The following is a 21,165-nucleotide window of genomic DNA, read 5'->3' on the forward strand; positions in this document are numbered from 1 at the left end:
TGAGAAGCGATCAATAGCCCTCGACTGGTCAGGCAATCACAGCTTGTTCACCGGGATCTTAAGCGCCATGTCCCCGGCCTCATCCGTGGGGACCTCACCGGCGCGCATGTTCACTTGAAGCGAAGGGATGATCAGCTTGGGCACGGCAAGCTGTGCATCCCGTGTTTCACGCATCTTAACAAAGGCTTCTTTAGACGTGCCGCCGCCCACGTGAATGTTTGCCGCGCGTTGTTCACCCACGGTTGTTTCCCAGGCAATCGCGCGGCCGCCGGGGCCGTAGTCATGGCAAACAAACAGGCGCAACTCAGGTGGCAGGGCAAGCACACGCGAGATGCTGTCATAAAGCTCAGCTGCATCGCCGCCGGGGAAATCCGCCCGCGCAGAGCCGCCGTCGGGCATGAACAACGTGTCCCCGGCAAAGGCTGCGTCCCCCATGATGTGCACCATGCACGCAGGCGTATGCCCCGGTGTATGCAAGGCGGTGCAGGTCATGCTGCCCACCCGGTAGGTGTCATTGTCAGAAAAGAGCTGGTCAAACTGTGACCCATCGCGCGCAAACTCAGTGCCTTCATTAAAGATCTTACCGAAAGTGTCTTGGACCGTCAGGATATGCTCACCTATCCCGATCTTGCCACCAAGCTCTTGCTGGATATAGGGCGCGCCTGACAGGTGATCGGCGTGCACGTGGCTTTCGATGATCCACTCCAACTGCAGACCTTGCTCTTTGATATAGGCGATGATCGCATCCGCGCTGTCGTAGCTGAGCCGCCCCGCCGCAAAATCAAATTCCATGACCGCATCAATCACCGCACAGGCCGCGCTGTCGGGATCTTTTACCACATAGCTGATGGTGTTGGACTGCGGATCAAAGAAGGCCTTCACGTCCGGCTTTTTATCCAACTCAAGGGGTGGTGTTGGCTGCATGGTCATTCTCCCTTTGCTGTCTTGCGCGTCGGGCCGCGTTACCTTCGTTTGTCTTTGGTCCTGCTGGCGCGCGCACACCGAAGTTTAACACAATTTTCAGCACTGTGGCATGCGACAGCATCGCCTTGCGGCACTGCGCTCCCCGCGCGGCACGGCCTGGGCCGGGTCAGGATTTTGGCTTGGCAAATTCAACGGGCCCGCCCTGTTTTTCCCAGGTTGAAAACCCTTCTTTCAAATGAGCGGCGGCAAACCCCATGTCCTGCAACGTCGCTGTGGTGATGGCCGACCGCCAGCCAGAGGCGCAGTGAAAGACGTATTTTTTGCCCTCTTGGCCGAAGACATCTTTGAAATAGGGGCTGTCCGGGTCGACCCAGAATTCAATCATGCCGCGCGGCGCATGAAAGCTGCCCGGGATAAACCCGCTCCGCTCGCGCTCCCGAATATCGCGGATGTCCACGACGACTAGCTCAGGGTCATCCAGCATCGCAATCAGATCTGGCGTTTCAATTTCTTCGATCCGAGCGCGGGCGTCTGCAACCATCTGGGCAGAGGACTTTTTCAACTGGGCCATCTCATTCATTCCTGGTTGGTGGTAGAAGTCTCACGGCAAACATTGACGTGCAAAAGGGGGCGGTGCAACCTCCGCCGTGGCACCTGCGCTTCTGGCCCTGCCCCCAAGTGGCGGCAACACGTCAAAGATCTGTTTGATTGAAGGCAGCGCACACAAGACCGCAAACAGCTTTGAGGTTGTCAGAACCTACCGGTTCAAAAAGGGCTCGGGCATGACTGTTTCAACACCTGTGGTGGAGATGGTTAAGACTGGCGCGGGCAGCGGGGCCATCGCGCAGGTGGATGGCCACGAAGCGCCCGTGCATATGGCCGTGCGCCTGGACATCCGCGGGGATTGGTTGCGCGCGGATTTTGACGGCACATCCGGGATGAGCGGCTTTGGCGTGAACTTTCCTGAGGTCTATACGCGGGCGTATGCCTGTTACGGTCTCAAATGCGCCATCGCCCCTGAGGTGCCAAACAACACCGGATCGCGCGATCCGTTTGAGATCACCGCCCCCGAGAGCTGCATCCAGGCGGCACCGGCGCGCGGCCTACCTATGAGTGCCTGTCGACCACCGCCTTCCCGTCTGGTGTTTCCACCATGAGCGTTGAGGCAACGGAGCATGGCGGGCCATAACGGTCTGGCGTAAGGACCTGCGCGAAGGCTCAGGCGGAGCGGGGGGCGCTAGGCTAAACCATCGAAATTGAACCGCATGTGGGATATGATTTCTATTTTAATGCCCTGCTTGACCGGGTAGATCATGCTGCCTGCCGCCCCGATGGGGGTGCCTCAGGTGCTCCGGGCCGGGTAGAGTGGGCCGATGGCATCAAACTGCGCTGCAAAGGATGCCAGTTGGTCAAGAACGGTCAACAGCTCAAGCTAAGCTTGCCCGGCGTCGGCGGGTATGGCGCGGCAAAAGACAGGGACCGCGATGCGGTTGAGAACGATCTGAGTGCGAGGCTGATCACAGCCCAGCACGCAAAAGAAGACTACGGATTTGAAGGATAGCAAAATGACAGACAAACCCATCGCACTGATCACAGGCGGCGCGCAAGGCATCGGATTGGCCTCAGCTGAGGCGCTGATGGCCGAAGGCTTTGACGTGATCCTGGCCGATGTCAACGCAGAAGGCGTGGCCGCAGCGGGCGAAAAGATCGGGGCCTTGGCGGCCATCACCTGTGACATGGGCGACATCGGCCAGATTGAAGCGATGTTCCTGCAAATCGCGTCAGACCACGGGCCGCTAAGCGCCTTGGTCAACAACGCAGGCGTGGCGATGCCGGGGGATTTTCTGAGTTACACGGTTGAGGATTTTGAGCGGGTGATCAACATCAACCTGCGCGGGGTCTTTGTGGCCACGCAACTTGCCGGACGTATGATGGTTGAAAGCAATATCGCGGGGGCCATCGTGAACATGTCCTCCATCAACGCGCAGCTCGCCATCCCGGCCATCCCGGCCTATTGCGCGTCCAAAGGTGGGGTGATGCAGCTGACGAAAGTGGCGTCTTTGGCTTTGGCCAAGAACAACATCCGCGTCAACGCGGTGGGTCCAGGCTCCATCGATACTGAGATGATGGCGGGCGTGAATGCCAACCCCGAGGCTTTTAAGACAGCGATGTCCCGCACCCCGTTGGGCCGGCCTGGAGATGCGCGTGAGATCGGGGATGTTGTGGCATTTCTGTGCTCCAAAAAGGCTAGTTACATCACTGGTGAAACCATCTATGTCGACGGCGGCCGACTTGGCCTGAACTATACCGTCTGACCACACGTCTGGCGGACCCTGACCCCCAAGCCCTACCTAGGAGCACACATGATCGAACGCCTGCAGACTTCCGACCGGATGAGCAAAATCGTTAAACACAATGGCACCATTTACCTCAGTGGTCAGGTCGGTGACGGCGACGGTGTCGCGGCGCAAACTGAGGAGTGCCTGGCCCGCGTGGATGCATTACTGGCCGAGGCGGGAACAGACCGGGCGCATATTTTGCAAGCCGTCATCTGGCTGGCGGACATGGCCGATTTTGCTGAGATGAACGCGGTTTGGGACGCCTGGGTGCCCAAAGGCCATGCACCTGCGCGCGCTTGTGGCGAAGCAAAGCTGGCGCGGGATGTGCTCAAGGTTGAGATCATCATCACCGCTGCAGAGAAACCCAGCACTTAAGGGGTCCCATAGCGCTGATCCCTTGATTTAGGGGCAGCGCTGGGTGGTACTCAAAAGACGATAAAGGCGGCGCACATCGCGCCGCCCAAAAACTTAGGCTGCGAACTGGGCCAACAGCTCATCCACGCCCTTTTCCAGATCTGCCAGTTTGGCCTGACGTGCTGCGGCCTGTGCTGGATCAGCACCCCCGGCAGTCGCCCCGCCTTCACCGGCGTTTTCATCCAGATCACCAGCGTCAATCCCGGCCTGGATCGTGCTTTGCAGCAGCCCCAGCACTGCACGCGCTTTCTTGGGGTTGTCGCTGATCTGGCTTTCAAACATACCGTTCAGCCCGGCGACCTTCTTGGCGAAACCCTTGTTCGCGGAGGCACCGCAGGCCTCAATCTTGGGCTTGAGCGCATCGTATTCGTTCTGCAGGCTGGTCTGCAGATCCTCAGCGCCTGCACCGCCCTCTTGTCCTTCCTCGCCGCCGCCGCCGGAGGCTGTTGCGGCCTCATCATTCTCATCGGCGTCTTCACCCTCAGCCGCCTCGCCTTCAGGCTCGCCCTGCATCTCAACCAAAGAAATGCGTGCCGGTTGGTTCCGCTCCGCGAAATAGGCTTTGGCCAGCTTTGGCAGGGTGGAGGGCACGGAGCCCAAATCATCACACTGCAGCTCCAACAGCTTGCCACTCATCGTGGCGATCCCCTTGGCCCCTTTGTTGCTGCCGCCTTCTTTCTTGCCCATGCGCCACAGGGTTTCTGCAGGCTTGCGCTTTGACGTCTTTAGGATCAGCCCCTCTTTGCCGATCTGAAGGGAAAAGAAATGCTGTGCCTTGCGGACTTCGGCAAATTGTTTGGCGAGCTCGTCGCCCTGCGTTTTAAGCTCAGCAGCAGATGGTTTCTTGGCCATGATATCCTCCTAAACATCTTGCGATGTGGTCTTGCTTAAATGTCGTGCACGCGGTGGTGCGTCTGAATGTTGGCTGATGCGAAAATGCAGGCGGTCCTGCGGGCACCAGCCGGGGTGTTAGGTCCTCTGGTTGGTGATCAGAAACGCCTCACCGCAACCAGGCCGCCAAAAATGCAGCGGACGCGGGGGGCAATGTCTGTGCGAAGCCAGTTTCGGCATAAGCTCTTTGGTGCCTTTCGGCGCTTTGGTCGGGCCGCATACCGGGCATCAAATTGCCCTTAAGCGCACCCAGCGTTGAAATAATCAGTCATCCAATAGCAAAACTATGGCACAGGTCCCTTTTTATGACAACGCTCATGACAGCTGCCGGGCTTCAGCAAGCGGGGGAAGTCTTGGCCCGCCGCCAACAGCCCGTTGGTCACGTCCAAAAGTGTGCTGAAATTTCAGGCAAAAAAGTCATCTTTGCCCGGAATTGCAACGTTATTTCAATCTGAGCAGAGATCGTACCTGACATTGTCAAACATTCCGGCTGATATGACGTGACCTGAGACTCAGCCGTTGGAGACTGCCATCAACCAGCTATCGGCCATTGATTTGCCCCCCTCCGGGGAGCGTCAGCCGCGCGCGCGGGGCGAGGGGGTTATTGCGGTCAAAGCGGGGGCGCAAGGGCGCACTCAGCTTGAGACACTCCGCCAAGCGGGATGCATGAAAGTGGTTCTGCCCACCGTCCACCGCAAGGATTGCGAAGCGATCCTGGTCAATACGGCTGGTGGCATCACGGGCGGGGACCGGCTTAGTTTTTCGGCCACAGTTGGCGCAGATGCGCAGTTGACTGTCACAACCCAAGCGGCTGAGCGCGCCTACCGCGCGCAGCCCGGTGAGGTGGGGCAGGTGGACACAACCCTTGCTGTGCAGGCGGGCGGACGGCTGCACTGGTTGCCCCAAGAGCTGATCCTCTTTGACCACGCGGCCCTTCGGCGCAGCCTGTCGATTGATCTGGCACCGGACGCAACCTTGTTGATGGTGGAACCTGTTGTCTTTGGCCGAACTGCCATGGGAGAGCGGGTAAACACCGCCACGTTTCAGGACCGCATTAGTATCACCCGCGCAGGCCAGCCGATCTATCGCGACGGTCTGGCGCTGAGCGGTGACATTGATGCGCAACTGAAACGCGCCGCACTTGGCGGCGGCGCTGGTGCAATGGCCAGCCTGGTGTTTGTACACCCCCAGGCTGAGGCGTTGCTGCCCCTCATCCGTGCCAAACTGCCCCAGACAGCGGGGGCCAGTTTGATCGCCCCAGATGTGCTGGTAATGCGCCAGCTTGCCGCTGACAGCTTCCAGCTGCGCCGCCATCTTATCCCGGTGCTGGATCATCTTACCAACAACACGCTCCCTACGTCATGGAGGCTTTGACACATGCAACTCACCCCGCGTGAAAAAGACAAATTGCTGATCGCAATGGCAGCCGAGGTCGCGCGCAAGCGGCTGGCCCGTGGCGTAAAGCTCAACCACCCCGAGGCCATCGCGTTGATCACCGATTTCGTCGTGGAAGGGGCGCGTGATGGACGCTCCGTTGCCGACATGATGGAGGCAGGGGGCCGGTGGTGACCCGTGATCAATGCATGGAAGGCATCGCTGAGATGATCCATGAGGTGCAGGTTGAGGCGACGTTTCCCGACGGCACCAAGCTTGTCACTGTGCACAACCCAATCAGATAGGAGACAGCGATGATCCCCGGAGAAATCATGTGCGCTGATGGCACCCTTACCCTGAACGAGGGCATGCCCGCCACGACGCTGATGGTTGCCAATACCGGCGACCGGCCTGTGCAAGTGGGCAGCCATTACCATTTTGCCGAAACCAACCCAGCGCTTGAGTTTGACCGCGCTGCGGCACGCGGGATGCGGCTTGATATCGCCGCGGGAACGGCTGTGCGGTTTGAACCTGGACAAAAACGCGAGGTTGATCTGATCCCGATAAGCGGCGCACGCCGGATCTTTGGGTTCAACCAGCAAGTGATGGGAGACCTCTGATGGCCCGCGAAATCTCACGCCCGCAGTATGCCGCCATGTATGGCCCAACAACTGGTGACCGCGTCCGGTTGGCCGATACGGATCTGATCATCGAAGTAGAACGTGATCTGACGACCTACGGTGAAGAGGTAAAGTTCGGCGGTGGCAAGGTCATTCGCGACGGGATGGGGCAGTCTCAGGTCACGCGTGCGGGGGGGCTGTGGATACGGTGATCACCAATGCGCTGATTGTGGATCATTCGGGGATCTTCAAAGCGGATGTGGCTTTGAAAGACGGGCTGATCCACGCCATCGGTAAGGCGGGTAATCCTGATACGCAGCCGGGCGTTGATATCATCATCGGCCCCGGCACCGAAGTCATCGCGGGCGAAGGTAAGATCCTAACCGCAGGCGGCATGGACAGCCACATCCACTTTATCTGCCCACAACAAATGGAGGATCTCGCTGCATTCCGGCGTGACCACCTGTTTTGGCGGCGGCACCGGCCCGGCCCATGGCACCTTGGCCACAACCTGCACGCCGGGGCCTTGGCATATTGGGCGGATGCTACAAAGCTTTGACGGCATTCCGATGAACATCGGCCTGTCGGGCAAAGGCAACGCCAGCCAGCCAGAGGCATTGGTTGAGATGGTCAAGGGCGGTGCTTGCGCGTTGAAACTGCATGAGGATTGGGGCACCACACCAGCCGCAATTGATTGCTGCCTCAGCGTGGCCGATGACATGGACGTCCAGGTGATGATCCACACCGACACGCTGAACGAAAGCGGCTTTGTGGAGCATACCGTGGGGGCCATGAAAGGGCGGACGATCCACGCCTTTCACACCGAAGGGGCAGGCGGTGGGCACGCGCCGGATATCATTAAGATCTGCGGTGACGCCAATGTGCTGCCCAGCTCCACCAACCCGACACGGCCTTTCACCGTCAACACGCTGGAAGAGCATTTGGATATGCTGATGGTTTGCCACCATCTGGATAAATCCATCCCCGAAGACGTGGCCTTTGCCGAAAGCCGCATCCGCCGGGAAACGATTGCCGCCGAAGACATCCTGCATGACATGGGCGCGTTTTCGATCATCGCTTCTGACAGTCAGGCAATGGGCCGCGTGGGTGAGGTGGTGATCCGCACCTGGCAGACGGCCGACAAGATGAAGAAACAGCGTGGCGCACTGCCAGAGGAAACCGGGGATAACGACAACATCCGTGTGCGCCGCTACATCGCTAAATACACCATCAACCCTGCCATCGCGCAGGGGGTCAGCCATGTCATCGGTGACATCACGCCGGGCAAACGTGCCGATCTTTGCCTGTGGTCGCCTGCTTTTTTCGGAGTAAAGCCGGAAATGGTGCTGATGGGCGGCTCCATCGTTGTGGCACAGATGGGCGATCCGAACGCATCAATCCCGACGCCGCAGCCGGTCTATACCCGGCCTATGTTTGGCGCTTACGGGTCTGCGCTGACAAAGACATCCGTCTCCTTTATCTCAACCGCAGCCAAAGACGCAGGGCTGGGCGATACGCTGGGCCTGATGAAAGAGACGGTCGCGGTGAAAAAGACACGGGCCATTTCAAAGGCCGATATGGTGATGAACGCCGCCACACCCGAAATTGAGGTGCACCCCGAAACCTATGAGGTGCGCGCCGATGGGGAATTGCTGACCTGCCAGCCCGCTGAGGTGCTGCCGATGGCCCAGCGTTATTTCATGTTCTGAGGGATCCAATGACTGAACAACTCACAGCCCAAACCCTGCACCGTTCAGGCGAATGGTCAGGCAGCACGCGGGTTTGCGCGCTGGATTACACAGACCGTTTCTTGCGCCGCAAAAAGCTGACCGCAACCGATGGCACTGCGTTCCTTGTGGACCTGGCGCAGACAACGTCGCTGGATCATGGCGACGCACTTGTACTAAGCGATGGCAGCCTTGTTGAAATCACGGCAGCCCCCGAAGACCTGTTGCGGATCACCGGCGATGAGCTGACCCGCCTGGCTTGGCACATCGGCAACCGCCACACGCCCTGCCAGATCGAAGGCGATCATTTGTTGATCCAAAATGATCCCGTGATCAAACACATGCTTGAGCATCTAGGTGCCGTCGTGGAACAGGTCACAGCCCCTTTCACACCCGAAGGCGGTGCCTATGGTCATGGGCGCACGCACAGTCATGAACACGTGGCGACGGCGCATGCCCACTAACACTGGGGTTCTGACGCTGGCGCAATGGTTGTCACCGGCCTTTCCTGTTGGGGCCTTTGCCTATTCCCACGGGCTTGAGACGGTGATCCAGCAAGGCCAGCTTAAGACCTCACAGGACTTGCAAGCTTGGCTGGAAGACGTGCTGGTGCATGGCTCGGGGCGCAGCGATTGCATCTTGCTGGGCGCGGCTTACCTGGCACAAACGCCACAGGCGCGCGCTGAGGTGGATGCCATCGCTCGGGCGTTCTGCGCCTCGGCTGAGCGGTTGATGGAAACCACCCTGCAGGGGGAGGCATTTTGCAAGACCGTCTCTGACGTTTGGGCAGCTGAGCTGACAGGCCTAACCTATCCCGTAGCCGTCGGGGCCGCCGCACAGCGGTTGGACATTGCACCGTCACTGGCAGCCTCCCTGTATCTGCAGGCCTTTCTGTCCAACCTCGTCTCTGCGGCGGTGCGGGCAGTGCCCTTGGGCCAAACCGAAGGCCAGGCCGTCTTGGCCGCGCTCACACCGCTGATTGAATCCGTTGTCGCAGACTGTGCCGGTTGCACGGTCGATGACCTGCACAGCGCCGCATTTCTGTCTGACATCGCGGCGATGCAACATGAAACGCTGAACTCAAGGATCTTCCGCTCATGACCCAACTCAATGGACCTTTGCGTGTTGGCATCGGTGGCCCGGTGGGGGCCGGAAAAACGACGCTGACGGCGAATTTGGCCAAGGCATTGCACCCTGAACGCTCCATCGGGGTGATCACCAATGATATCTATACTCAGGAAGACGCCGAAGCGCTGATGCGGATGCAGATCCTGCCTCAGGACCGGATTATCGGGGTTGAAACCGGCGGCTGTCCGCATACCGCGATCCGTGAAGACGCCTCCATCAACCTGGCGGCTGTCGCACAGATGCAAGAGCGGCACAGCGACGTTGAGATTGTGCTGATTGAAAGCGGTGGCGACAATCTGTCAGCCACCTTCAGCCCCGAATTGGCTGATGTCACGATCTACGTCATCGACGTGGCCGCCGGCGAAGAGATCCCGCGCAAGGGCGGCCCGGCCATAACCAAATCCGATATCTTGGTGATTAACAAAACCGATCTTGCGCCCCATGTGGGCGCATCGCTTGACGTGATGCAGCGGGATGCGGCCAAAATGCGGGGTGAACGGCCTTTCGTGTTCTGCAGCTTGAAAGCAGGCAAAGGTGTCGATCAAGTGCTCAATTTGTTAAGCGATATTGGTGGCTTGGCCGTTCCAGCCTAAAAGACAATCGCCTTTTGTGGCCCGACATCCAGCCGGGTGATGTGATCAGCGAGGTCCGTGGGATAGCATTGGCGGACCAGAGGATCATGGCCCGGTACGATCAATTCGGGCTTGGACGCCAGCCGCTCCAACATGACAAAGCCGTCCAACATGTCTTGTAGATCGACGACGATGGGAAAGGGTTTGCGCTGCATGAAGTTCTCATAAAAATGCGCCGCATCTGAGGCCAGCACCATCCACCCCGCCTGTGTCATCACACGCACCGCTTGCAACCCGCGCGAATGCCCGCCGATGCAATGCACGCTCAGCCCCTCAGCGATCTCTGCCGCACCGTTATGATACGTAAGCTTGCCGCGATAAAGCCGCGTGATGGCCTCTGAGATATGGCCCGCCGTAAAGGGCGCGCGCAGGACGTCGTGGCACATGCAAGGGCCTGTTGCAAAGGCCATTTCGGCAGCTTGCAAATGCAAATGCGCGTTGGGGAAAAGCGCCAGACCGCCCGCATGATCATAGTGTAGGTGGGTCACAATGACCTCAGTAATGTCCTCAGGCGTCAGACCAAAGGGAGCCAATGCCGCGCCAGGGTCCAGCCTGATAGGACGCCCGCGGGCCGTAGCCTCAGCCGTGTCATAGCCGGTGTCCACCAGGATCGTGCGATCGTCCTTGCGCAGCAGCCACATGAAGTAATCCATTGCATGGGGCGCATCGTGATTATCGTCGAAGATAAAGCTGTCCGCACGGGTCCGGGCATTGCGGTCCGCGTATTTGACAGCGTGAACTTGCCAAGCGGTCATCGCATCACCTCATCAAAAAGCCGGACCTCCTTGCTGGCGATCATATCGCCGACGGCTGCGTCAAAGCTTTTGAAATGGTCGCTGGCCAGATGCAGATCAAAGGCGGCGCGGTCGGTGTAGAGTTCATATAAGAAAATCTCATCGCCCTCTCGACATACGTCAAACTGAAGGCATCCCACTTCGCTGTCCCGCGACATGCGCGCGTTGTTCAACATCAGCGGCAAAAACGCCTCCATCTTCGTAGGCTCAATGCGGAAAGTGACGGTGACTGCGTACATAACTGTCCCTTTGTGATCAGGAAGATCGCGATTTTGCTGTTGCATCTATTTGCGTATGCATTAATAAATCCATTGTCAACGCAAGTAAGCGGGTTTGATGCAACAATCATCCTCGCCTCGGTCCGGGAAAGATAGTGGGAATGTCACAGAACTTTGAAATCGCAGTTTTTGCCGGAGACGGCATCGGGCCTGAAATCACCGCGCCGACGATTGGCATTCTCACGATGTTAAGCGCTGCCTCAGATGGCTATACGCTGAGCTTTGCGGATGCCCCTGCAGGGGCGGCGCATTACGCCAAAACCGGCGATGCGCTGCCTGACGCCTCAATGCAGCTGGCGCGCAAAGCGGATGCGATCCTGCTCTCGGCGATGGGACTGCCGGATGTACGCTATGCCGACGGAACAGAGATTTCGCCCCAGATTGACCTGCGCAAGGCGCTGACCCTTTTCGCGGGCGTGCGCCCCGTCACGGTGCGCCCGGGCCAGGCCAGTCCGCTGTCTTTGCCGCCCGGACGCGAGATTGATTTTGTGCTGATCCGCGAAAGCACAGAGGGGCTTTTTCACACGCAAGGCCGGGGCGAGGTCAGCGCAAATGAAGCCCGCGAAACGATGTTGATCACACGTGACATTTCAGAAAAGCTGTTCCGCTTTGCCTTTGATCTGGCCCATGCCCGCAAGGCGGCAGGGCGCGGCAAGGGCCGCGTGACCTGCGTGGATAAGGCCAACGTGTTTCGCGCCTTTGCTTTTTTCCGTGAAATCTTTGACGCGGAGGCGGCAAAACACCCCGAGCTGACCGCTGATCACGCCTACGTCGATGCCACTGCGTTGTGGATGGTGCAAAAACCCTGGGACTTTGACGTGATGGTCACCGAAAACATGTTTGGCGACATCCTCTCTGATCTGGGTGCAGGGCTGATGGGGGGGCTGGGGCTGGCGCCTTCGGCGGACATTGGGCTGGATCATGCGGTGTTCCAACCCTGTCACGGCTCCGCCCCAGATATTGCGGGACAGGGTGTGGCCAACCCCATGGCGATGATCCTGTCTGCGGCTATGATGCTGGATTGGCTTGGCATCAAACATGATATCCCCGCCATGACAGATGATGGCCGCCGCCTGCGTGAAGCGGTGGATAGTGTGGTGGCCCGGGGGGATATCTTGACGCGGGATTTGGGCGGCACAGCCTCAACCCAGGACGCAGCCAAAGCGGTGGCTGCGGCGTTGGAAGTGTGATGACACAACTGCGCGTGGCCACACTTGGGGCGGGTTATTTCAGCCAGTTCCACCTGGGCAGTTGGACCCGGATGCCCGAGGTATCAGTGGTGGGGTGCTGTGATCAGGACATCTCCAAGGCTGAGGCCACAGGCCATCCCGCCTATGATGATCTGGCGCAAATGCTGTCGGACAAAGACATTGACCTGTTGGACATCATCCTGCCCCCACCAGGCCACGCGGCGGCGATCCGCATGGCCATTGAAGCTGGCGTGAAAACGATCATCTGCCAAAAGCCGTTCTGCGCGACCGGAACAGAGGCCGAAGCGATGACGGATCTGGCCGCTCAGTCTGATGTCACCTTGGTGGTGCATGAGAATTTCCGGTTTCAGCCTTGGTACCGCGCGCTGAAAACCGCATTGGCCGATGGCACCTTGGGCACGCTGCAGCAGGTCACCTTTCGGCTGCGCCCCGGTGACGGTCAAGGGCCAGAGGCCTATCTTGATCGCCAACCCTATTTCCAGAAAATGCCGCGTTTTCTGGTGCATGAAACGGCTGTTCATTGGATCGACACCTTCCGCTATCTGCTGGGGGCCCCCAAGGCCGTCTATGCCGACCTGCGCCGAGTGAACCCGGTGATCGCCGGCGAAGACGCAGGCATTATTCTGTTTGATCATCCAGGCGGTGTGCGCGCGCTTTTTGATGGGAACCGCAATCTGGATCACGCCGCAACCAACCACCGGTGCACCATGGGCGAGGCGCTTGTGGAAGGCACTGATGGGACAATCACACTGCGCGGAGACGGCAGCCTGTGGCACCGGACCTTTGGCGCGTTGGAGGAGACAAACCTGTTTCCCGCTCCAGAGGTTCAGAGCTTTGGCGGGGATTGTGTGCATGCGCTGCAATCGCATGTAGTGCGGCATGTGATGCAAGGCGGGCCGCTTGAAAACGCAGCGGCGGACTATTTGCGCGTGATCCGCATCGAAGAGGCGGTGTACCGGTCTGCTGAAACCGGTCAGAAATTGCGATTGGAAGGGCTATGAAACCGACGGATACGAAACCCTTGTCCAACACGCAGAGGGCCGTTGCGGCCCTGCGTGAGATGATCTTTTCTGGCGCGCTGCCAGCGGGATCGGATCATTTGGAAAGCGAACTGGCCGATCAGCTTGGCATGTCACGCACCCCGGTCAGAGAGGCCGCTTTGATGCTGGAAGGGCAGGGGTTGATCGCGCTGCGTCCCCGCAAGGGGGTGCGCATATTGCCCGTCTCACCCGATGACATGCGCGAAATCTACGAAGTCCTGACCGAGCTTGAAAGCCTTGCCGCAGCCCAAGCCGCCGCGCGCGGTGTGTCAGATGAAGAGCTGGTGCCGCTGGCCGCCTCACTGGATGAGATGGAAATGGCGCTGGCGCGGGATGCCTTGGAGGATTGGGCCGATGCCGATGACCGCTTTCATAAAGAGCTGGTGCGGCTGGGCGGCAATTCACGGGTGGAGGCGATTTTTCACCTTATGAACGATCAGGTGCGCCGGGCGCGGTCTGTCACTCTGTTCATGCGGCCCCGGCCTGACCGGTCGAACCACGACCACCGCGCCGTGATGGAGGCCATCCGCGCAGGATCAGCCGAGCAAGCCTCAGCCCTTCACAGGGCCCACCGGCAGCGTGCAAAAGAGATGATCCTGGAGCTGTTGGAAAAGCATAAACTCAGCCGGATTTAGGGCGGGATATCCGATCCCGTGGCGGCCTAAGGCTATTGCGCCAATTTGGCCCCCAGACCATCCAACATCCGCAGACATTGGGCCAACTGGTCCCGGCTTACATATTCGTTGGCCTTATGGGCCTGCGCGATGGACCCCGGACCGCAGACGACCACATCCATGCCCAGGGCCTGAAAAATCCCGGCCTCCGTTCCAAAGGCCACCACATCAGCCCCGTTGGCACCGGTCAGCTCCGAGACAATCTGCCGGGCCTCATTTTCCTGCGTCGGGATGAGGCCCGCCACTTCGCCGATGATCTCCAACTCGATCCTGGCATCTGGATAGACCGCCCGCATCTGCGGCAGCAATTCAGTGTCGCAAAAATCACGCAGGGCGGTTTTGACAAAATCCGCATCCGTGCTGCTGACGGGGCGCATTTCCCAATCCACTTGGGCGCGTGCGGCAATGACGTTATGCGCGCTGCCCCCATGCAAGGCCCCGACGTTAATGGTGCTCCAGGGCGGCTCAAACCGGCTGTCCTGCGGTGCCCATTGCGTCAGCCGTTCTTTGAGATCCAACAAAACGCTAACATAGCGCACCGCCGCCTCAACCGCGTTCACGCCAAGATCGGGTGCGGACCCGTGGCCTTCCAGCCCGTGAAAATGCGTTGAATACTCATAGCACCCCTTGTGCCCTTCGATCACGCGCATCTCCGTGGGCTCTCCGATCAGGGCGATGGCTGGGGTGACGGGGTGATCTGAAAGTAGGCTGGCCAAGTGCTGCGCGCCGAAACAGCCAATCTCTTCATCGTAGGTCAGTGCCACGTGCAATGGCCTGTCCCTGACTTGGGCGGCAAGTGCTGGTGCCGCCGCCAGGGTGGCAGCAATAAAGCCTTTCATGTCACAACTGCCACGCCCAAAAAGCTTGTCATCTTTCTGGGAAAGCTGGAATGGATCGCTGTGCCAATCCTGATCCGTGACCGGCACGACATCGGTATGCCCCGACAACACGATCCCGCCATCCGTTTGCGGGCCGAAGGTGGCAAAGAGGTTGGCCTTGCCTGCATCAGGTGCCTCTTGCACCAGAACCTCGGCACCACAGCCTTGCAGCAGCTCCGCCGCATAGGAAATGAGCGCGAGATTGCTATCGGCCGATACCGTGGGAAAGGCCACGAGATCTGCAAGGATGTCTTCTGTCCGGGCAAGCTGAGGGTGCATCACCGCTTAATCCTTCACGAAAAGCTTGCGCTCAACTTTGCCCAAGGCCTCTGCCGGTCCGTCTGGTGTGATCAGGATGGTTTCCGTGGTCTCCAACCCCCAGGTGTCCATCCAAAGGGCAGGCATAAAATGGAAGGTCATACCGGGTTTCAGCACCGTGGTATCTTCGCTGCGGATCGATGCGGTACGCTCGCCCCAGTCCGGCGGATAGCTTAGCCCCACAGGATACCCGCAGCGGCCTTCCCGGTGGATGCCGTGTTTCTTGAGCACCTCCATAAAGGCGTTCGCGATGTCGCAGGTCCGGTTGCCAGCGCGGGCCGCCTCAAGACCTGCTTCAATCCCTTCCAGCTGTGCCTGTTCCGCCTCACGCATTTCGGGCGGTGGGGTGCCAAGATAAACCGTGCGGCAGAGCGGTGCATGATAGCGGCGGTAGCAGCCAGAGAGTTCGAAAAACGTGGCTTCGCCTTCTCGCATTGGGGATCCGTTCCACGTCAGATGGGCGGCCGTTGCATCCAAGCCTGAGGGGGTGAGGGGGACAATTGCAGGATAATCCCCCAGTCCTCCCCAACCCCCGTGATGGCCGCATGATAGATTTCAGCAACCAGGTCGTTCTTGCGTTTGCCCGGTGCAGCATTTGCGATGGCGGTTTCAACCACCTTGTCGGAGATGCGTGCCGCTTTGCGGATAAAGCGAAGCTCTTCATCCGATTTCACGATCCTTTGCCAATTCACCAAGGCGGTCGCGTCCACAAAGGTGGCATTGGGCAGGGCGGCTGTCAGCACCGCATGGGCCTTGGCGGAGTAATAGTAATTCTCCATCTCAACGCCGATCCGGGCCGTTTCCGCCCCCAGCCCGCGTAGGTGCTGGGCAAGATCGTCCATGGGATGATGCGTGGTTGATTGAACGAAGTGATCGCCATAGCCGTGGATGTGGTCCAGAGCCATCCAGCAGGTTCGCCCCGCGCCGATGCTGTCCATATAGCGGCCCCACCAAATTGGCGCGCCCTCTGCAGGGACGATCACACCCTGGTGCACGTAAAAGGACCACCCGTCATAGCCTGTCAGCCATGCTTGGTTAGACGGGTCCGTGACAAACAAAAGATCAATGCCCGCCGCCGCCATCGCGGTACGGGTTAGGCCCAAGCGGCGGTCATATTCGGCTTGGCTAAAGGGCGCGTGTTCAATTGGCATGGCAGTCTTTCCTGATCCGCTTTGCGTCAGGATGCGACAGCTTTTCAAAGGAGGCCAGCACCGATTGCCAAGGGCCGCCTAGCTTTCCTGTAGAAAGCTCTCAACCATCTGAGCAGTTTTTTTGGGTTGGGTCACCACAAACAAATGCCCGTTGTCGATCAGCTCCAGCCGGGAATTTGGGATCAGTTTGTCCAGCACATGTGCATTGGCAACCGGGATCAGCGGATCATCTGTGCCGGACAAGATCAGCGTTGGCTGCCGCAGCCGCCACAAGAACGGCACGCTGGTCCAGCCTGTCATCGCCAAAAGCTGCAGCATGTAGCCTGCATTCGATGATGGACGCATGCCCGCCGCATGGGCACCGATCAGCGTCTCATCGGACCGAAAGTCGCCCCCGTAAATCTCAGCTGCGATCGACTGCATATAGCCTTTGTCCGTATAGCGCTTGATGCTGGCCATCTTGGACAAGACGTTTGGTTTGCCCGGCACCATCGTCCAGCCAGAGGAGGTGGCGACCAAAACCAACTTTCGGCACAAACGGGGGTATTGGAAGGCAAATTGCTGCGCCACGCCGCCGCCCCAAGACACGCCTGAGACATCCACCTGTTCGTGGCCCAAAACCTCAAGCAGGTTTTTCGTCATCCGCGCCAGGCTCGCTGGCCGGTAGGGCAGGGCAGGCATGGGAGAGCCACCGACACCTGGCACGTCAAACAGGATGGTAGGCGTGTCTTTCAGTGCCTCCAGAAACGGAAAACCCAGTTCCAGATTGGCCCCGATGCCATTGAACATCAGCAAAGGGATGCGCCCCGGCTTGCCCGGTTTGGTCGCCACGCGCAGCTGTTGGCCCCGCACGTCGATCATCTCAACCTTTATGCCTTTGGGGGCCTTGAGTTCAGGCCGTTCTTTGATTTCGGTGCTCATGGCCGGGTTCCTGTTCTTTGATCTTGTGTCATTGGGCCGCCAAGCGCAGCGGGTGTGCGCGCTTAGTCGTCAAAAACATAGGTGCCGGGTGCCGGCCCAAGTGAGGGATGTTTCTTGGTGCCTGGTGTCTTGGGTGCCTTGATTTCCTTGCCAGAGGTGTCTTTCAGCAATTCCGCCCAGTCCAACCACCAACTGCCTTCCTTCTTGGTCGCCGTATCGGCCCAAGCTTCTGGGTTTTTAGCCTTGGCTGTGCCCTTCATATACCAGGACTTTGGATTGCCGGGCGGGTTGAGCAAGCTTTGCAAATGACCGGAATTCGACAGAATGAAAGTGGCATCCTTGCCGTAAAGCTGTGCGGTGGCATAGACTGCGTTCCACGGTGTGATGTGATCTGTCGTTCCTGCGATCACATAGGTGGGATGATTGACCTTGGTCATATCAATCTCAACCTCGCCAATCTTTGAAGGACCATCTTCAAGGAAGGGGTTGGTAAAGATCATATCCAGAAAATCACCGTGCAGGCCTGCGGGAAGACGCGTGGTATCTGCGTTCCAGTAAAGCACATCAAAGGCTGGCGGCGCATTGCCCAGCAGATAGTTGTTAACCCAATAGTTCCAGATCAGATCGTTGGGCCGCATCCAGGCAAACATCTTTGCCATGTCCTGCCCATCCAGCACGCCACGCGATTGGCTGGCCAGTTTCGCAGCAGCGACCGTTTGGGGCGTAACAAGCGCGGCGGTGTCCGTATCTGACGACGACATCGTATCCAGCACGCAAACAGCCAGGATCACCTGGTTGATCTTGTCGGACTTGCCATTGTGGGCCAGCCAACCGGCATAGGTAGACAGCGTGATCCCACCAGAACACGATCCCATGATGTTCACACTGTCGCTGCCTGATATTTCAAGAGCGGCATCGCAAGCTTCATCCAGCGCCTCAATGTAGGTGTCCATCCCCCAGTCGCGGTGCTCTGCCGTGGGATTGCGCCAGCTGACACAATAGGGCTGGATGCCATTGGCCAGCAGGAACTCAATCATGCTTTTGCCGGGGCTCATATCAATTGAGTAGTATTTGTTGATCTGAGGGGGCACCACCAGCAGGGGGCGGCGGTAAACCTTGTCCGTTGTCGGCCGGTACGTCACCAGCTCAATCACGTCATTGCGAAAAACCACATCGCCGGGTGTCACAGCGAGGTTCTTGCCAACCTCAAATTTTGACATGTCCACAGAAGACGGCAAACCATCGTTCTCTACCATGTCTTTGACAAGGTTCTGGATGCCATTCACCGCGCTTTTGCCGCCGGTTTCAAAGAACGTCTTCATGGCCGTGGGGTTGATAAAGAAGTTGTTAGACGGTGCCATTGCATCCACCATGATGGAGGACACCAGCCTTGCGCGCGCGGCGTCTTTGTCTGGCAGGTCAAGTTGCTCAACCGTTGTCGTGATCTTCTCAGCCCAGGAAAGGTAGGCCTGCATCATCCCCTTTGAGAAGGGATTGTTCGCCCAACCCGTATCGGCAAAGCGGCGGTCCTTTGGATCAGGCGCAATCTGAGAGCTTTGCATCAGGATGTCTTGGGTGTCTTTTGCAAAAGACATCCATTGTTCCATCATCGCTTGAGGTTGCGCTGCCATGGCGCGCATCATGGTGGTGCCCGCGTTCATCATGTCTTCTGCACGCAGGCCAACAAGTGGGTTAAGCGCCAGCGTGTTCTCAGCGGCATTCTCACCAATTTCTTTGGCGTTCTTTGACAGCTTTTTGGGATCGCTCATATGTCACCTCCTGGGGTCACGTTACGCGTCAGGGCCGGGAACCAGCATGGCCAGGCTTTCCGCCAACAGCACGGGGCGGTCCTTGCCCTCAATTTCCATCGTGTTTTCAGTTTTCATCAAATATTGGCCGTTGTCCTTGCGGTCAAAAGCCACAAGTTTGGAGTGCAGTCGCACCTTGGCGCCCACCGGGACAGGGGCCAGAAAACGCACCTTGTCCAAGCCATAGTTCAACGCCGCCGCGGTGCCTTTGGGCAGCACGCCAATTTCCATCGCCATTACGCTGAGCAACGACAGCGTCAGATACCCATGGGCAACCGGCCCGCCAAAGGGGCTTTCTTTTTTGGCACGCTCAACATCTACATGGATCCACTGATTGTCGCCGGTGCAATGGGCAAACTCATTCACGATGTCTTGGGTAATCTCATGCCAGGAGGACGTGCCCAGATGGCTGTCGATCTTGTTTTGCATGTCCGCGAAAGTCAGTTCCGTCATAGCATCCCCCCTTTGGTGCTTGGCCATACCTGTGCGTCTGGACCGGTCCAAACAAGACCTGATCTAAGCAAACTGACGCCGCGACCCATGGCAGCTGAGCTTGACCAAGCCTACCGGACTTGCCTAACTGATCAAGTGCCACGTTACGTAACGCCCCCTTTTGAAAGGCCAATGCATGAAGCAGCTAAGCGGAATTGACGCGACCTTCCTTTACATGGAGACAGAGCAGACGCCGATGCATGTGGCTGGGCTGACGATCTACGATTTGCCGAAAGGCTTTCGCGGGTCGTTCCACAAACACTTCACGGAATTCTTCAAAGGACGCGTCCACCTCATTCCCATCTTCGGGATGAAACTGGCCAAAGCCGCTTTTCAGTTGGACCACCCCGGTTGGGTGGATGCGGGCGCGTTGGATTTTGATTATCACATCCGCGCAGCCAAATTGCCCAAGCCCGGCACGCGCAAACAGCTCGAAGACATGGTGGCTGAGCTGCACGCAGAGCGTTTGGACAGGACGCGCCCGCTGTGGCAGTTCACCATCATCGAAGGGCTAGAGAACCGCCAGGCCGCGCTTTATTCCAAAGTACATCACGCCGCGGTTGATGGCGGCGCTGGCATGGTGATCACGCAGGCGCTTTATGATCTTGGTGAAACGCCACGTGAGGTGCCGCCGCCTGAGCCTAAGGAAGATGTGCGCATCCCCACCCGTCCTGAACGCGCTATTTTGACGATGAACGACATCGCGCAGAACCTCGTCCGGCAGCAATTAAACGCGCTTGAGACGATCCCAAAGATGTTGGGACAGGTCACCGACATGATCGCGCCCGTGCTGGCAGGCAAGGTCGGTATCCCGCAGATTTTTGCCCCCCGCACCCCTTTCAATGTCACGGTTGAGGCCAAACGCAGCTACGCGGCACGCTCGCTTTCGCTGATAGAGGCAAAGGCCATCGGCAAGGCGACGGGGGCCAAGCTCAATGATGTAGTGATGGCCATCACAGCGGGGGCTGTTCGAAAGTACCTGACGAAAAAGCAGCAATTGCCAGATGCTGCTTTGATCGCCTTTGTCCCGATCTCCATGCGCGAGGTCGGCAATACGGACATCAACAACCAGGTGTTCGGCATGAACGTGCCCCTGGCCACCAACTATGGCGATCCGCTCAAACGGTTGAAAAAGATCATGCAGGAATCCGGTGCCTCCAAGACAATGGCAGGCGGCGTGAAAGATGCGGCCCCTTCGGATTTCACCATCATCGGCGCGCCAACCCTGCTACCCGGATTGATGCAGCTTTACGGCAATTCAAAACTTGCCGATGTGATCCCGCAAGTGGTGAACATGTGCATCTCCAACAACGCAGGCCCGCCGTTTCCACTTTATTGCGCCGGGGCCAAGGTGACGGCACTTTACCCCGTCTCCATTGCGACCCACGGCGTGGGGCTGAACGTGACGGTACAAAGCTACATGGATCACCTCGATTTCGGCCTGACCTGCGATTACAAGGCGGTGCCGGATGTCGATGAATTGGCGGGGCTCTTCATCGACAGCTTTGAAGAACTAAAAGAGGCAGTTGAAAAGGCGGCGGCGTGATCAAG

22 protein-coding genes and 3 pseudogenes are annotated in these 21,165 nt (G+C 58.5%); 15 read left to right on the forward strand and 10 right to left on the reverse strand.

Annotated features, from left to right (window positions below; all coding sequences use genetic code 11):
* Positions 1 to 36: 36 nt before the first annotated feature.
* On the reverse strand, positions 37 to 924 hold the full coding sequence (locus ACZ1HM_RS06195) for an MBL fold metallo-hydrolase (protein ID WP_472741998.1): 888 nt from the start codon (positions 922 to 924) through the stop codon (positions 37 to 39).
* A 166-nt stretch (positions 925 to 1,090) separates the two neighbouring features.
* On the reverse strand, positions 1,091 to 1,495 hold the full coding sequence (locus tag ACZ1HM_RS06200; RefSeq protein WP_472741999.1) for a rhodanese-like domain-containing protein: 405 nt from the start codon (positions 1,493 to 1,495) through the stop codon (positions 1,091 to 1,093).
* 211 nt (positions 1,496 to 1,706) lie between these two features.
* On the opposite strand from ACZ1HM_RS06200, the gene ACZ1HM_RS06205 reads away from it, so the two are divergent.
* The 4 genes from ACZ1HM_RS06205 to ACZ1HM_RS06220 all read left to right on the forward strand — a co-directional run bounded on the left by ACZ1HM_RS06205 (position 1,707) and on the right by ACZ1HM_RS06220 (position 3,638).
* Complete coding sequence (locus ACZ1HM_RS06205; protein WP_472742000.1) at positions 1,707 to 2,081, forward strand: hydantoinase B/oxoprolinase family protein; 375 nt, start codon at positions 1,707 to 1,709, stop codon at positions 2,079 to 2,081.
* A gap of 110 nt (positions 2,082 to 2,191) precedes the next feature.
* Positions 2,192 to 2,485 (forward strand): hypothetical protein, encoded by a 294-nt coding sequence (locus tag ACZ1HM_RS06210; protein ID WP_472742001.1) that lies wholly within the window; start codon positions 2,192 to 2,194, stop codon positions 2,483 to 2,485.
* A gap of 4 nt (positions 2,486 to 2,489) precedes the next feature.
* Positions 2,490 to 3,239 (forward strand): SDR family NAD(P)-dependent oxidoreductase, encoded by a 750-nt coding sequence (locus ACZ1HM_RS06215; RefSeq protein ID WP_472742002.1) that lies wholly within the window; start codon positions 2,490 to 2,492, stop codon positions 3,237 to 3,239.
* Between the two features lie 48 nt (positions 3,240 to 3,287).
* The gene (locus ACZ1HM_RS06220; protein ID WP_472742003.1) at positions 3,288 to 3,638 is read left to right on the forward strand and encodes a RidA family protein; all 351 of its coding nucleotides are present in this window, start codon (positions 3,288 to 3,290) and stop codon (positions 3,636 to 3,638) included.
* Between the two features lie 93 nt (positions 3,639 to 3,731).
* Here ACZ1HM_RS06220 and ACZ1HM_RS06225 read toward each other — a convergent pair whose 3' ends face one another.
* The gene (locus ACZ1HM_RS06225) at positions 3,732 to 4,529 is read right to left on the reverse strand and encodes a hypothetical protein (RefSeq protein WP_472742004.1); all 798 of its coding nucleotides are present in this window, start codon (positions 4,527 to 4,529) and stop codon (positions 3,732 to 3,734) included.
* A gap of 558 nt (positions 4,530 to 5,087) precedes the next feature.
* Between ACZ1HM_RS06225 and ACZ1HM_RS06230 the strand changes: the two genes are divergently transcribed.
* The 7 genes and pseudogenes from ACZ1HM_RS06230 to ureG all read left to right on the forward strand — a co-directional run bounded on the left by ACZ1HM_RS06230 (position 5,088) and on the right by ureG (position 10,010).
* Positions 5,088 to 5,942, forward strand: a complete 855-nt coding sequence (locus ACZ1HM_RS06230) for an urease accessory protein UreD (RefSeq protein WP_472742005.1) — start codon at positions 5,088 to 5,090, stop codon at positions 5,940 to 5,942.
* A 3-nt stretch (positions 5,943 to 5,945) separates the two neighbouring features.
* Positions 5,946 to 6,247: pseudogene (locus ACZ1HM_RS06235) on the forward strand (urease subunit gamma).
* A gap of 9 nt (positions 6,248 to 6,256) precedes the next feature.
* Positions 6,257 to 6,562: an urease subunit beta gene (locus tag ACZ1HM_RS06240; protein WP_472742006.1), complete on the forward strand. Its 306-nt coding sequence runs from the start codon at positions 6,257 to 6,259 to the stop codon at positions 6,560 to 6,562.
* A pseudogene (ureC, locus tag ACZ1HM_RS06245) lies at positions 6,562 to 8,271 on the forward strand (urease subunit alpha). The gene ACZ1HM_RS06240 and the pseudogene ureC overlap by 1 nt, the downstream one beginning before the upstream one ends.
* A gap of 8 nt (positions 8,272 to 8,279) precedes the next feature.
* On the forward strand, positions 8,280 to 8,753 hold the full coding sequence (locus ACZ1HM_RS06250; RefSeq protein ID WP_472742007.1) for an urease accessory protein UreE: 474 nt from the start codon (positions 8,280 to 8,282) through the stop codon (positions 8,751 to 8,753).
* Complete coding sequence (locus ACZ1HM_RS06255; RefSeq protein WP_472742008.1) at positions 8,743 to 9,390, forward strand: urease accessory protein UreF; 648 nt, start codon at positions 8,743 to 8,745, stop codon at positions 9,388 to 9,390. Before ACZ1HM_RS06250 ends, ACZ1HM_RS06255 begins: the two co-directional genes overlap by 11 nt.
* Complete coding sequence (gene ureG / locus ACZ1HM_RS06260) at positions 9,387 to 10,010, forward strand: urease accessory protein UreG (RefSeq protein WP_472742009.1); 624 nt, start codon at positions 9,387 to 9,389, stop codon at positions 10,008 to 10,010. The genes ACZ1HM_RS06255 and ureG overlap by 4 nt, the downstream gene beginning before the upstream one ends.
* On the opposite strand, the gene ACZ1HM_RS06265 is transcribed toward ureG, so the two are convergent.
* Both ACZ1HM_RS06265 and ACZ1HM_RS06270 read right to left on the reverse strand, forming a co-directional pair.
* A complete protein-coding gene (locus ACZ1HM_RS06265; protein ID WP_472742010.1) occupies positions 10,007 to 10,804 on the reverse strand; it encodes an N-acyl homoserine lactonase family protein in 798 nt (265 codons plus the stop codon). The two genes, ureG and ACZ1HM_RS06265, sit on opposite strands and share 4 nt — an antisense overlap.
* Positions 10,801 to 11,082, reverse strand: a complete 282-nt coding sequence (locus ACZ1HM_RS06270) for a putative quinol monooxygenase (RefSeq protein WP_472742011.1) — start codon at positions 11,080 to 11,082, stop codon at positions 10,801 to 10,803. Before ACZ1HM_RS06270 ends, ACZ1HM_RS06265 begins: the two co-directional genes overlap by 4 nt.
* 140 nt (positions 11,083 to 11,222) lie before the next feature.
* Here ACZ1HM_RS06270 and ACZ1HM_RS06275 point away from each other — a divergent pair, with 140 nt between their 5' ends.
* From ACZ1HM_RS06275 to ACZ1HM_RS06285, 3 genes are read left to right on the forward strand one after another with little or no spacing between them, the layout of a single operon-like run.
* A complete protein-coding gene (locus tag ACZ1HM_RS06275; protein ID WP_472742012.1) occupies positions 11,223 to 12,311 on the forward strand; it encodes an isocitrate/isopropylmalate dehydrogenase family protein in 1,089 nt (362 codons plus the stop codon).
* Positions 12,311 to 13,333: a Gfo/Idh/MocA family protein gene (locus tag ACZ1HM_RS06280; protein WP_472742013.1), complete on the forward strand. Its 1,023-nt coding sequence runs from the start codon at positions 12,311 to 12,313 to the stop codon at positions 13,331 to 13,333. Before ACZ1HM_RS06275 ends, ACZ1HM_RS06280 begins: the two co-directional genes overlap by 1 nt.
* Positions 13,330 to 14,007 carry a GntR family transcriptional regulator gene (locus tag ACZ1HM_RS06285; protein ID WP_472742014.1) on the forward strand — a complete coding sequence of 226 codons (678 nt, stop codon included), beginning with the start codon at positions 13,330 to 13,332 and terminating at the stop codon, positions 14,005 to 14,007. The genes ACZ1HM_RS06280 and ACZ1HM_RS06285 overlap by 4 nt, the downstream gene beginning before the upstream one ends.
* Positions 14,008 to 14,039: 32 nt before the next feature.
* On the opposite strand, the gene argE is transcribed toward ACZ1HM_RS06285, so the two are convergent.
* The 5 genes and pseudogenes from argE to ACZ1HM_RS06310 form a co-directional block, all read right to left on the reverse strand.
* Positions 14,040 to 15,203: an acetylornithine deacetylase gene (gene argE / locus ACZ1HM_RS06290; protein WP_472742015.1), complete on the reverse strand. Its 1,164-nt coding sequence runs from the start codon at positions 15,201 to 15,203 to the stop codon at positions 14,040 to 14,042.
* 6 nt (positions 15,204 to 15,209) lie between these two features.
* Positions 15,210 to 16,393 (reverse strand): annotated as a pseudogene (locus ACZ1HM_RS06295) (M24 family metallopeptidase).
* Between the two features lie 78 nt (positions 16,394 to 16,471).
* Positions 16,472 to 17,314 (reverse strand): poly(3-hydroxyalkanoate) depolymerase, encoded by an 843-nt coding sequence (gene phaZ / locus ACZ1HM_RS06300; protein ID WP_472742016.1) that lies wholly within the window; start codon positions 17,312 to 17,314, stop codon positions 16,472 to 16,474.
* 62 nt (positions 17,315 to 17,376) lie between these two features.
* Positions 17,377 to 19,083, reverse strand: a complete 1,707-nt coding sequence (locus tag ACZ1HM_RS06305) for an alpha/beta fold hydrolase (protein ID WP_472742017.1) — start codon at positions 19,081 to 19,083, stop codon at positions 17,377 to 17,379.
* 21 nt (positions 19,084 to 19,104) lie between these two features.
* Positions 19,105 to 19,575, reverse strand: a complete 471-nt coding sequence (locus ACZ1HM_RS06310; protein ID WP_472742018.1) for a MaoC family dehydratase — start codon at positions 19,573 to 19,575, stop codon at positions 19,105 to 19,107.
* A 175-nt stretch (positions 19,576 to 19,750) separates the two neighbouring features.
* Here ACZ1HM_RS06310 and ACZ1HM_RS06315 point away from each other — a divergent pair, with 175 nt between their 5' ends.
* Positions 19,751 to 21,160, forward strand: coding sequence for a WS/DGAT/MGAT family O-acyltransferase (locus ACZ1HM_RS06315; RefSeq protein ID WP_472742019.1), 1,410 nt, complete (start codon positions 19,751 to 19,753; stop codon positions 21,158 to 21,160).
* Positions 21,161 to 21,165: the final 5 nt, after the last annotated feature.

Source organism: Sulfitobacter sp. GN1-4 (assembly GCF_055693825.1).